This window comes from cf. Phormidesmis sp. LEGE 11477 (genome assembly GCF_015207105.1).
Classification (GTDB): Bacteria; Cyanobacteriota; Cyanobacteriia; order Phormidesmidales; family Phormidesmidaceae; genus Phormidesmis.
The window spans coordinates 23,207-34,952 of the sequence record NZ_JADEXO010000064.1 but is presented as its reverse complement, the minus strand read 5'-3'; the positions used below and the strand labels follow the sequence as shown (position 1 = coordinate 34,952).

The 11,746-nt window shown below is 51.3% G+C and carries 10 protein-coding genes; 2 read left to right on the top strand and 8 right to left on the bottom strand.

Annotated features, from left to right (window positions below):
* Window positions 1-12 precede the first annotated feature (12 nt).
* From IQ256_RS17510 to IQ256_RS17495, 4 genes are all read right to left on the bottom strand, one after another.
* Window positions 13-1,536: a PP2C family protein-serine/threonine phosphatase gene (locus IQ256_RS17510; RefSeq protein ID WP_193856842.1), complete on the bottom strand. Its 1,524-nt coding sequence runs from the start codon at window positions 1,534-1,536 to the stop codon at window positions 13-15.
* 540 nt (window positions 1,537-2,076) lie between these two features.
* On the bottom strand, window positions 2,077-2,988 hold the full coding sequence (locus IQ256_RS17505) for a precorrin-6A/cobalt-precorrin-6A reductase (RefSeq protein WP_193856841.1): 912 nt from the start codon (window positions 2,986-2,988) through the stop codon (window positions 2,077-2,079).
* A complete protein-coding gene (locus IQ256_RS17500) occupies window positions 2,989-3,741 on the bottom strand; it encodes a class I SAM-dependent methyltransferase (protein WP_193856840.1) in 753 nt (250 codons plus the stop codon).
* 73 nt (window positions 3,742-3,814) lie between these two features.
* Complete coding sequence (locus IQ256_RS17495; protein ID WP_193856839.1) at window positions 3,815-4,000, bottom strand: hypothetical protein; 186 nt, start codon at window positions 3,998-4,000, stop codon at window positions 3,815-3,817.
* Window positions 4,001-4,365: 365 nt separating this feature from the next.
* Between IQ256_RS17495 and IQ256_RS17490 the strand changes: the two genes are divergently transcribed.
* Entirely contained in the window at window positions 4,366-6,894 is a 2,529-nt protein-coding gene (locus IQ256_RS17490) for a mannose-1-phosphate guanyltransferase (RefSeq protein WP_193856838.1), read from the top strand.
* Window positions 6,891-7,355 (top strand): single-stranded DNA-binding protein, encoded by a 465-nt coding sequence (locus IQ256_RS17485; protein WP_193856837.1) that lies wholly within the window; start codon window positions 6,891-6,893, stop codon window positions 7,353-7,355. Before IQ256_RS17490 ends, IQ256_RS17485 begins: the two co-directional genes overlap by 4 nt.
* A gap of 87 nt (window positions 7,356-7,442) precedes the next feature.
* Here the strand turns inward: IQ256_RS17485 and IQ256_RS17480 are convergent, their stop codons facing one another.
* The 4 genes from IQ256_RS17480 to lexA all read right to left on the bottom strand — a co-directional run bounded on the left by IQ256_RS17480 (window position 7,443) and on the right by lexA (window position 11,534).
* Window positions 7,443-7,757: an STAS domain-containing protein gene (locus tag IQ256_RS17480; RefSeq protein WP_193856836.1), complete on the bottom strand. Its 315-nt coding sequence runs from the start codon at window positions 7,755-7,757 to the stop codon at window positions 7,443-7,445.
* Window positions 7,758-7,846: 89 nt separating this feature from the next.
* Window positions 7,847-8,983, bottom strand: coding sequence for a glycerate kinase (locus IQ256_RS17475; protein WP_193856835.1), 1,137 nt, complete (start codon window positions 8,981-8,983; stop codon window positions 7,847-7,849).
* Between the two features lie 23 nt (window positions 8,984-9,006).
* The gene (locus IQ256_RS17470) at window positions 9,007-10,692 is read right to left on the bottom strand and encodes a DUF3352 domain-containing protein (RefSeq protein ID WP_193856834.1); all 1,686 of its coding nucleotides are present in this window, start codon (window positions 10,690-10,692) and stop codon (window positions 9,007-9,009) included.
* Between the two features lie 218 nt (window positions 10,693-10,910).
* Window positions 10,911-11,534, bottom strand: a complete 624-nt coding sequence (gene lexA, locus IQ256_RS17465; RefSeq protein ID WP_193856833.1) for a transcriptional repressor LexA — start codon at window positions 11,532-11,534, stop codon at window positions 10,911-10,913.
* Window positions 11,535-11,746 lie beyond the last annotated feature (212 nt).

The window sequence follows — 11,746 nt, the reverse complement described above, 5'->3', positions numbered from 1 at the left end:
ATATCAGACAATCTAGACCAAAGGCTCTGTAGATAGCTGTCTAAATTCCGCTGGCTGAGTAATTCTCATCACGACAAGGGTTGTGTCGTCCTCTGCCTCTCGGTCATGTCCTACAAAGCGACTCAGCATGTCGAACAAATACTGTAGAATCTCATCGGAGTCTGTGAAGTTGCGGCAGGCCCAGCCGAACGAATCAATCAGGTTGTCTTCGTCGAAGCGGCGGCCATCGCGGTCAGCCGCTTCGGTAAAACCATCGGTGTAGTAAATCACCGTATCTCCCGGCTGAAGCTGTATCTGATTCTCCTGGTAGTGCGTCTCCATATCTAACCCCAGCAGCATACCGTCAGCGTCTAGGCGGAGAACCTGACCGGTTGCAGCCTGCCAAAGTAAAGGAGGGTTATGCGCCGCATTGCCGTAGGACAGCACCTGTGTCAGGGGGTCATACTGAGCGCAGAACAGCGTGACGAATCGGTTGGAGCTTTCTAGGTCGGTACGCATCACCCAGTTCAAATGCTGCAAAAGGTGAGCAGGAGAATGACTATTGAGCACTTCAGCGCGCAGCATACCGCGCAGCATGGTCATCATTAGCCCCGCTGGCACGCCTTTACCCATAACATCGCCAATAGCAAAGTTCCAAGGCTTTTCTCTAGAAGAGGGGGCATCGGGGGCGCGCAACTGTTCGTAAGTGGTCGGGATAAAATCGTAATAGTCGCCGCCTACTTTATTCGCGGTCTGACATCTAGCAGCAAGATCGACGCCTTCAATCTGTGGGCACTGTCGTGGCAGCAATTGCGCTTGGATCTCTGCACCTAGCTCTAATTCTCGATCAAGTCGCTCTTTGTTTCTAAGCTCGTGAGTCAGCTGATTGTTTTCTATAGCAACCGCAGTTTGGTCAGCCACTAGGCGAACCAGGTTTTCTCGGGTATCGCTCCAGGTATAGTCGCCTTCTTGACTGAAAACATAGAGCCTGCCGCGTTCAATGTTTTGAACAATAATAGCGGTGCCGAATATTTGAAAGTCTGCGCCGAGATAGCGACAGGCATAGCGGTCTAAAGAGAGCATCGCGGCACTAGTCAACGCGCTCGAACTGCTATCGACAGCTTTCAGCGCTAGAGCTGGAGAGGGCGCTATCTGCCTAGTTGCCATCTCCAAAGCCAGACGGACGCTATTGCAATCGTCGTCGCCAGAGCAATGTAGCTGCTCTAGTCGAAGATGACCGTCGGGCTGGCACATCACCAAGGCCCCGCCAGTCGCATCCGTCACGCGGCTAGCGATCATCGGAATCAGCTCTAGAAACTGATTGAGGTTATTCAAGCTACGGAGGGCAAAGCCTAGCGAACCCAACAGATCTTGAATTTTGTTTTGCTCTCGCTGCAGCCTAGCAACTAACTCTTTTAGCGCGTAGACAGAGGTTCCATTGGTCATACCTGCCATTCCCCCGGCTGCAGAAACAGCGCCGGGCACCGCCGACCCCACAACAGCCCGGCGAGCGCCTGCTGTCGATGAGTTGAAGGGGGGAGTTGGCCTCGGTTGCATAGTAAGAAGTAAATATTCTGGAACAGAGAGAAATGCCAAAAGTAGCCATCACGATAGCACTTATCAAGCAATAGTCAAGGAGCGAACGCAGATAATACTCTCTCTTGTATAGAGGTGTACGAACAGATACGGAAGAACACTGCTGGTGGGACTCTTTGTGAGAAGCCTATAGTTGTGAGAAGCCTATAGAGCAAACTCCACATTTCTGCTTGGCTATATACAGCTAGCTGTTGAGGCCGAATACGCTTAGCTGTTGATGCGCCTGAGCGTAACACTAGACTATGGCGCTATAAACTATGGGCCGAGGAGTACAAGGATTAAAGTACCGATGATCGAAGCCTATCAGCTCAGCCTATCGGCTTATTTCTCACCTGCTGACCCATCTGAATAACTACGTCGGATGCATCTGCATGCTGGCTGACCACTTTGCTCTGCTATGACAAAGGTTTCACCATTAGAGAGTCTGTAAGTAGAGAGTATGTAAGGCAAAGTGCGAACACTGCAGCAACTTCACTTAAGTAACTTCACTTAAGCGCTAGGTTAGTACAACCTGAGCGTTTCGGCACAAAATTCAACAGCTTCGGAGATTAAATTTGTTTGTTGGGGGTAGATTATCGAAGGACGTCTGATCAAGATCAGGTGTACGCCTAGCTCAAGTGCGATCGCCCGCTTCACCACTTCGCCCCCCGCTATGCCAGATGCCTTGGCAATGACTACAGAGATCTGCCACTGCTGCCACAGGGCGCGTTCTAATGCCGGGGAAATTGGCGGCCTGATGGCGACAATCTCTTGAGTAGAGAATCCAGCCGCTAGCGCCGCTGACAGCGCTTCTATAGAGGGCAGCACGCGAACAAATAGCTGCGAGGTTTGACGCAGGCGATCAAGGTGCGATGAAAACTGAGAGAGCTGTCGGCAGCCTAGGGTGAAAAGTATTCGCTGATACCGTAAAATCTGCGAGAAGACACTGCTATCTAACAGCTCGCCAAGTGAGCTGATACTGGTGATTGGGCTGATAATTGAGCGCTCAGCACTGTCCGTATCCGTACTTTTCCTATCAGGATGTTCCTCAGCGTCATTTTTACTGTGAAGAGACTGCTGGCTGGAAGACTGCTGGCTGGAAGACTGCTGGCAAATTTCAGTGCGTTCATAGCGGAGATAGGCCGCACCTGGTAATTCGGCGGATTGATTGGCAATTGCGATCGCCAGCCGAGAAATCTCACTGGCAAACGGATGAGACGCATCTAATATGCACTTCACCTGCCAGCGCTGAATAAACGCAGCGATCGAATTTGCCGACAATTGACCAACCCATACATTGGCCGCGCTGGGGTACAGCTGCCTAGCCGCCTCCGTTGTCACCGTCACGACATAGGGCACATCCGCATCAAACAGCGCCCTAGCAACCGCTGCACTTTCACTCGTACCCCCGATCAGCCAGACGCAAGCGCGCACTTACGATGGCCAGCGCACTTTATATAGATGAAACAGTTCACCATCCTGCTGCTTGATGACTTTGGCACCAACTTGCTTGATCAGCGATCGCCAATCACCTAGTTCTTCCAAAAACACCTCAGCGCCCAAATAAGTCTCCAAAATCGCCCAGTTCTCAGCGAGCGGCTGCTCAGCATCGATCACGTCAAACACGAAAACTCCGCCTGGCTTGAGCAGCGGCCTGACAGCTTCCATCACCGTCTGCCAATAGTCGATCGGGTAATAGCAGCTAAACCCTGTTGCGATCGCCATATCAAAGCTCTCAGGCGGATAGTCAAGCTGATGAGCGGCTCCCTGCTTCACACCTTGAAACAGCTTTGAATCTAGCTGAGGCCCGCGCTGATGCAGCGTCTTGATAGCAAATTCGCTTACATCTTGACCGTAGAACCTTGCCTGCCAAGCTTTCCACTCGTAGATCAAAAAGCTGAACCCACAGCCTAGATCTAGGCAGTGCTGATTCTTCTTAGGCTTGGCGATCTGCCAAAACGGAGAGGCCACCCGAGAATTTAGCGAACCCGCCGCCCAATCCCGAAAAACTGGCATCGCCTCCACCTCTTCAGGCAGCTCAAAGGATTTTCCTTCATACTCCGCATCAAACCGCTTGGCCACTGCATTGATCATCGGTGGCCAGGCGCTGCTTTTAGCATTTAGCACCTCACCTAGTGCCGTACCCATCGCCGCAGATCGAACCACATTCTTCTTTGATTTAGACATGCTCGAATTCAGACGTGCTTGGACTTAGATAGGATTGAGCTTAGCGGTAGGAACCATCAACTATTCTTTAAAGTCAGGACCCTTTAAGCGCCTTAGAAAAGTTCTTTCGATACGATTGATTAGAGACTAAAAGAATAGGCCACATCAGGGTCAAGAAAGCTTTCTTATCCGTAAAGTTAGTGCGGTTGAACCCGCTCCAAAACCGCCAGCCGCCGACTAGATACACGCCTAGTGCAACGATCGTTAGTAGTTCGCCCATAGAACCCTCCACAGTGCCAAGTGACAGTACCAATTAAAAATGTCGATCAAAATCAAGCTAGTGACCATCTGAACTAGGATCACCTGAACTAGCCCGTCGCTCATCATGATAGCGCCGATGAAATCAGGATAGTCGAAAGCGCTGCTGATATATCATATTTGGCGCGATGCCCACTTTCTAGAACTTCTGCAGTCGTCACTCCTATAGAATGTATTTGGTATACCTTTTAACTAATTAAAGCTCTCTTCTGCGTGTTGGGTCCATACATCAGTGCTGCTGATTGTCTGAGCGCTTCGCACAGAGTGGTCACGGCTTGAAGTAGAGACAGTTTCACTTTTAATATTTTTTGCATCGGGAGAGCAATTATGCGTGCAGTACTTATGGCTGGAGGTTCTGGGACTAGACTCAGACCGCTGACGTGCGACTTACCAAAGCCTATGGTGCCAGTGCTTAATCGCCCCATAGCTGAGCATATTGTCAATCTCCTAAAGCGCTATGACATCACAGAAATCATTGCCACTTTGTTTTACTTGCCTGATGTGATGCGCGACTATTTTCAAGATGGTAGAGACTTCGGCGTGCAGATGACCTACGCCGTAGAAGAAGACCAGCCACTCGGCACCGCTGGCTGTGTCAAAAACGTATCAGAATTATTAGACGAAACTTTCCTAGTCATTAGCGGTGATAGTATCACTGACTTTGATCTTAAAAAGGCGATCGCGTTTCACAAAAGCAAAGGGTCAAAAGCAACTCTGGTGCTGACCCGTGTGCCTAATCCAATCGAGTTTGGCGTAGTCATCACCGATGAAGACGACAAAATTGTGCGGTTTCTAGAGAAGCCTTCTACTAGCGAAATTTTTTCAGATACCGTCAACACCGGCACGTACATCCTAGAGCCAGAGGTTTTAGACTATCTGCCAGGTGAGTGTGAGCAGGATTTCTCTAAAGATCTGTTTCCGCTTCTGCTAGAGAAGGGCGAGCCGATGTACGGCTATGTTGCTGACGGCTACTGGTGCGATGTCGGTCATCTAGATGCCTACCGAGAGGCCCATTACGACGCTCTAGATAAAAAGGTGCTCATTGATTACGACTATCCAGAGACCTCGGCAGGCGTGCGTATTGGCAAGAATACCTATGTTGATCCTGAGGCTAAAATCCACGGACCTGTTTTGATCGGCAGCAACTGCCGCATTGGCCCTAGAGCAGTGCTAGAACCAGGTACGGTCATCGGTGATAACGTCACTATCGGTAGCGATGCGGATCTAAAGCGACCCATTATCTGGAACGGGGCAGTCGTGGGTGAAGATACGCACCTGCGAGCCTGTGTAATCGCCAGAGGAACCCGCGTGGATCGTCGCGCTCATATCTTAGAGGGGGCTGTAGTCGGTGCGCTGTCAACCGTTGGCGAAGAGGGCCAAATCAGCCCAGGCGTCCGGGTTTGGCCCAGCAAGATTATCGAGTCTGGAGCTACGCTGAATATTAATTTGATCTGGGGCCAAACAGCTCAGCGTAATCTGTTTGGCCAGCGTGGGGTGGCGGGTCTAGCCAACATCGATATCACGCCCGAATTTGCAGTGAAGCTAGGTGCGGCCTACGGTTCTACGCTAAAGCCAGGAGCCTATGTCACGGTCTCTAGAGACCAGCGCAGCATTTCTAGGATGGCGTCAAGGTCTTTGATTGCGGGCCTAATGTCTGTGGGCATCAATATTCAAAACCTAGAGGCGACTGCTATTCCGGTCGCTAGATACGTGCTGCCAACGCTAGATGTGGTCGGTGGAATTCACGTCAGGTTGCACCCTCAGCGCCCTGACCATCTCTTGATTGAGTTCTTTGACAAAAAAGGCATCGATATTCCAAAGAGTAAAGAGAAAAAGATTGAAGGGGCTTACTTCAAAGAGGATTTAAGGCGATCGCAGATCCATGAAATTGGCTCAGTCACCTACCCGAGCCGGGTCATAGACATCTACACCACTGCCTTTAGCAAGTACCTTAGGGCCGAATCCATCCGCAATAGCCGCTCTAAAATCGTGATCGATTACGCCTATGCTGTCTCCGGTGCGGTTTTGCCTCAGCTACTAGGGCAGTACGATTGCGACGCAGTGGTACTCAACGCCAGTCTAAATCCGACTGCCCCCTCAATTGCTGAAAGAGATGTCATGCTCGGACAGCTTGGCCAAGTCGTTCAGGCCCTGCAAGCTACCTTTGGCGTACAGATCTCAGCCAACGGCGAACAGCTAGTACTAGTGGACGAAGTCGGCTCGCCAATTCGAGGCGAGGCGTTAACGGCGCTGATGGCGCATATGATTTTGACGGCGCATCCTAGAGGAACGGTCGTCATTCCTGTACAGGCATCGGGCGCAATTGAAGAGATTGCGCGTCGCCATGATGGCAGGGTAGTTCGCACCAAGGCCAATCCTACAGCCCTGATGGAGGCTTGCCACACTCAAGAGAATGTGGTGCTAGGTGGCAGTGGCGACATGGGCTTTATCTTCCCGCAGCTACACCCTGGTTTCGATGCGATGTTCTGCGTAGCTAAGCTGATTGAGATGCTGCTGATTCAAGAGCGATCGCTCGGTCAGATTTGGGAGGAGCTGCCTAGAGTGTTTCACCGGTCGCAGACGATGCGCTGTCCTTGGACCATCAAAGGCGGGCTCATGCGTTATCTTGTAGAGACTCATCCAGCAGAGAGTTTGGAGCTAGTGGACGGTGTTAAGATCGTCGATGCTAGTAAGCAGAACTGGGTGTTGATTTTGCCGGATGCCGGAGAGCCGCTAGTCCACATTTTTGCTAATAGTGAAGACCGAGATTGGGTGGATAAGCAGCTGCAGACCTATCGGCAGAAGGTTCAAGATTTTATTGAATCAGAGCAGGGAAGAAAGGAAAGCGTCATATGAATAACTGCGTCTTGATGGCGGAAATTGTGCAGGCTCCGCAGCTACGCTATACCGCTGATAATCAAACGCCAATTGCGGAGTTTGTGGTCAAATTTCCAGGGCTAAGAGAAGGGGATGCGACTGGCCAAATGAAAGTCGTTGGCTGGGGCAATTTGGCTCAGGAGATTCAAGAGCGGTATCAGGTGGGCGATCGCGTCTTACTAGAAGGGCGACTGAGCATGAACACGCTAGAGCGACCCGAGGGCTTCAAAGAGAAACGCGCTGAGATGACGGCACAGCGAATCAATCCAATCGGTGAACTGCAGTCGGTCGCACTAGGTGAGCCGACGCCGATTGCCGAAGGTCGATTTGCTAGTGGCGCAAAGCCAGCCTCTACACCCGCTGCGGCGGCTGTTCCCGCAGCTTCAGCAGAGGCCAAACCAGCTGAGCCTGCCCCAGAGTACGACGACATTCCTTTTTAATTCACCTCACTAGGACGCTCCGTTGAGAGTCTCAGACAGCTTCTCGCGGCGTTCTTCTACTAAAGCGCCGACAATCTAAAGCAATGGCTACCGCGATGCCTCGAACGCTTCGCGGTTTTCGTATATTTCAAACACCCGGTCCATGCTGGTGAGTTCAAACAGCATCTTGACCTGCGGATTAATCGAGCACACGTACATTTCACAGTCGCGCGATCGCACTGTCTTTAGCACAGAGACCAGCGTTCCTAACCCAGAACTATCAACAAAGGTAGTATCTTTTAGATCCATCAGCAGCACGTTAGAACCACTAGACAAAGCGCTATCAACCTGAGAGCGTATCTCCTGCGCTTTAGTCCCATCTAAGATGCCAGAAGGTGTCAACACCTGAACGGTTGTATCCATACTCACCACATTCACCCGGTTTCTTTGCCTAATAGTGGTCAGTTTACACTGATTTTCGTAGCTGATGAGGCCAGTAGACCTCAGCAGACCTAGGGAGCACAGGGGAGCACAGCAGGGACATAGATTTGAGCAATCCGATGGTATCGGCAGATAGTGACTACCAAATCAGCCGTCTCATGGCTTTGGCTAACGCGCGTTAGCGGCTCAATAAATAGCTGGGGATGCAGCGCCTGCCAGAAGTAAGCCACAAAGGCCGCAATCTCTTCATTAGACAGCCCACTTTTTCCCTCGGCTATCCTTTCTTCTTCTGCCTGCTGCCGCCACTGCTGAGAAAGCCGATAGTCTTCTGAAGATAGAACTATCAGGCTGTCTAAGTAATCCCACAGCGGCGCATACTCCCTTAGCTGATGGTTGCAGTCAAGCGCAAAGGCCCGATCGGCTTCGGTATTGATTGGACTTGGCAGTTTAGAAAGCTCAAGAAATGCGGTTTCAGGGAGAGGCCGTACGCCTACACACCAACCCTCGAACAAGACAATTGTCGGCTTTGTAATCAGTGTTGGCTCAGTGCGATCACCTTGCCCTCCATACAAAGACTTATCAAATCGAGGGAGCTGTATCTGCTCATCTGGCAAAGCTCTGGCGATTTGAGCAAAGGTTCTCCTCCCTAGTTCCACATCGTGAGTGCCCGGTGGCCCTCGCCAAATAAACCTTGGATCTTTTTTCTTCAGCTCACAGCGTTCTACATAGGTCAGATACAGATCGTCGATGGATAGTATCGCTGTTTGCTGATCGAGCTCAGCTAGTAAAAGCTGCAAAATCTTGGAGAGGGTGGTTTTACCCGTCCCCTGTCCGCCTAGTATGCCTTGAACAAATAGGTGAGCATCTGGTAATTGCTCATCTGAGCACGAGGCTTTTGTTCGCTGCGCTTGATCAATTTTCAGCGCTAGAGGCAGCCAAAGCGTCCACATGTGCTCGATCCAGGCCGTCCAATCGCCTAGTAGGGGCAGTTTGATCTGCCCTAGCTGCAGCTTTTGAGCAATAGATTGTAGGAGCTGGATGCGATCGCTTAGCGCTGAAGTAACTGACACAGCCTCTAATTGCCAGACAGCAGCGCTGGGCTGCACAAGCATCCAGCGAGTCACCTGTTCATATTGGTCAGCCGTGGGCGTCTCGCCTTTTCCCCAGCGAATAATAATTGGCCGGATACTATCAAACCTGTTGCCCATGCTGCTGCCCGTGATTTTGGCCTTTAGGCAGACCCTTTGAGGCGGACAAAGAGGCTGACAGCTTCGTCTGCGCGAGTGGCGGCAACCGTATCGATGTGAGAGAAAGCAGGCGCAGTGACAGTCACGGCCTGAGCGAGCGCAGGAAATCTGCGGCTGAGCGCAGGCGCGACAGCAGGCCAATCGAGGTAGATATAGCCCCGCTCCGGGGAGGTAGCCAGCGGACCAATCACCTGCTCAAACCGGGCCGATTGCACTAACGGTTCTGAAGCTGCTAGCACACTATTCATCGCGGCTAGCGAGTCTGCAAAAATTTCGTAGCGGTCTCGCTGTAGGTGCAATCCCAAGAGCTCTGTTTCCAGGTCACGGCCTCGCTGGCCATTTTGAACGGCCTTCAATCGGGTCCAGGCGGTGACCGTTGCCTCACCCACAGAGATGGGGACTTTACTATAGCCAGAGGCGATCGCGTAGCGGTCTAGAGCAGCAATTCCGGCCTCATCTCGCTCAACTACCAATACCCAATCATGTGAACGCCCGGTGTTCACTCTACCTAGCGCGTAATCGCCTGTTGCCCAGTTCTCTAGAGTACTCGGGGTACTGTCGGCTTCTAGCTGTAGTACTGACTGCAACAGCGCCGGCAGCGCATCGGCGGATAGACCGATCGCAGCCAAGTCTGAGCGCAGGCGAGAGAGCGTTTGATCGGCGATCGCCACTTCACTATTTGCGGGTAAAAGCGATAGCGTCGCTGGGGTCTGGCCCCGCTCATTTGCTGGCGCAGATCTATCTACCTGGGCTGGCACTCGTGATGCTGCTGAGGATGGCAGCGCCTCTGCGACCAAGCCAGTTCTATCAAGTCCTATAGACATCGCTGCGAATACCCGATCCGATCTGGCATCGTCAAGTAAGTTCAGATCAAACAAGTTCAAATCAAAATAGGCTAGACCGATTCGCGTTTCCGGCAGGGCAGCAACGGTTTTGCGGTATGCCGAGTTTTGAGCTAAATTTTCTGCGGTTTGAGCCACCTGAATACTGCGCTTGAGTACCCGTGCATCATTCGCGAGTAAGACGAACTGGTCACCGACGAGCGCAGTGGCTTTGATCGCAGGCGATCGCACTGACGTAGACGATAGAATCCGAACGCCGCTGAGCTTCTCACTGCTGGGCACATTTCCAGAGAGTGCCTGCTGCTGCCAAAATAGCTGCAAGAACGCTTGCGCCTGATGCTGTCGGCTCGGTGCGATTTCAGCAGCGACTAGATAGCCTGGCTGCTGACCATTCGACGAATCTAGATCGAGATCGGTAAAGGTGCGCGCAAACGTTACCTCTTCTCCGAGCCAAGGCTGAATAGTCTGCTCGTAGTCCAATCCCACTTTGTCTAGAAACTGCTGCTTGAGCTGCTCGATTTCCTGCAGGCTCCGCTGCCGCTGATCAGGGCTTTCTAGCGATTGCAAGAAGGCGGCTATCTTCTCTGGCCGAGTCAGTAGCGAAGCTGAAAAAGCAGACTGTCTTGGAACAAATAAAGTAGCGGCAGCGATCGGGCGATCGCTACCGCCTAGTAAAGATAAAGGACTGTTCGATTCTAAGTACAGAAAACCTGCGGCACCACACAAAAGAAGTATGGATGAAAGCGTCAACATCACCACATAAAACCGCTCTGACCAAAATCCACGGCCAGATCGACCAGATGCAGAGGTTTCTGTAGCAGTGACCATGTCCGTTACATTGTTGAACAACCTAAATCAGTTTAGAGTATCCCCGTTTATCAAGGCACTTCGGCACCGATCTACGCTTTCTCAACTGCGAGCTTCATACGCTAGAACCATTAGTCCTACGTGATTCTAGGCTACTGATTCTTCGAGCTACACATTCTTTGGACTACCAATTGCTCAGACTATAACTAGCTCGGACGGGGGGTTAGCTTATTCCAGGGCTAACCTAAGCCCCGACTACGCCAAACACCTACTAGCTCGCCGTCAATACTGACTTCTGCGGCTGGGTACTCCATCGGCGCAAACCGAGGATTGGCCGGTTTGAGCGTTACTTTCCCATCGTCAAAGTGGTAGTACTTCAAAGTCATGGCTGACTCAACCCTAGCCGCCACGATTGTGCCGTTACGAATCCGCTTAGGATCTTGGACCTTACGCATGATGACGATATCACCATCGTCAATCAAAGCTTCTATCATCGAATCACCTCGCACTCTTAGCGCAAAGTCACTTCCTTTGAAGTCAAGAGCAGTCGGATCGAACCGTTCTAAGGACTCGTCGGCATCTAAGGTATCGGCGAATGTTTCGACAATAGAGCCCGCTGCGATCGCGCCAAAGATAGGCACGCCATGATTATCTTTGATAATGCGGATTGTCCGCGCTTGACCTTCTTTCCAGTCAATGTAGCCCTTTCGCCGCAGATGCTCTAGTCGACTCTGCACAGGTGCAGGCGATTTGAGCTTCATCTCGCGCATCATCTGCCGAATTGAAGGAGAGTGACGGTTTTCGCGGATATAGACAACAAGCCAATCGTATAATTCTTGTTGCGCGTGAGTGAGAGGTTCCATCAGAATTTGCAGACTACCAGCTATCTACTACAGTGTCTGCCACTTTGCTCCAAACATTTCTAAAAGACAGTCTCAAACAGTAGAAATCTCTTTCGCAAAGCAAAATGGCTAACTAGCGTCCGAATAAATCCGTACGCTGAGGTATAAGAACAACCGTACCAACTCATATCACTTTTGTCCATAGCTAGCTTCACACCACTTACAAAAGGCAT

Excerpts from the sequence above, each read along its gene's own strand:
- IQ256_RS17510 (WP_193856842.1), bottom strand. The coding sequence starts at position 1,536 with ATGCAACCGAGGCCAACTCCCCCCTTCAACTCATCGACAGCAGGCGCT.
- IQ256_RS17500 (WP_193856840.1), bottom strand. The coding sequence starts at position 3,741 with ATGTCTAAATCAAAGAAGAATGTGGTTCGATCTGCGGCGATGGGTACG.
- IQ256_RS17495 (WP_193856839.1), bottom strand. The coding sequence starts at position 4,000 with ATGGGCGAACTACTAACGATCGTTGCACTAGGCGTGTATCTAGTCGGC.
- IQ256_RS17490 (WP_193856838.1), top strand. The coding sequence starts at position 4,366 with ATGCGTGCAGTACTTATGGCTGGAGGTTCTGGGACTAGACTCAGACCG.
- IQ256_RS17485 (WP_193856837.1), top strand. The coding sequence starts at position 6,891 with ATGAATAACTGCGTCTTGATGGCGGAAATTGTGCAGGCTCCGCAGCTA.
- IQ256_RS17480 (WP_193856836.1), bottom strand. The coding sequence starts at position 7,757 with ATGGATACAACCGTTCAGGTGTTGACACCTTCTGGCATCTTAGATGGG.
- IQ256_RS17475 (WP_193856835.1), bottom strand. The coding sequence starts at position 8,983 with ATGGGCAACAGGTTTGATAGTATCCGGCCAATTATTATTCGCTGGGGA.
- IQ256_RS17470 (WP_193856834.1), bottom strand. The coding sequence starts at position 10,692 with ATGGTCACTGCTACAGAAACCTCTGCATCTGGTCGATCTGGCCGTGGA.
- lexA (WP_193856833.1), bottom strand. The coding sequence starts at position 11,534 with ATGGAACCTCTCACTCACGCGCAACAAGAATTATACGATTGGCTTGTT.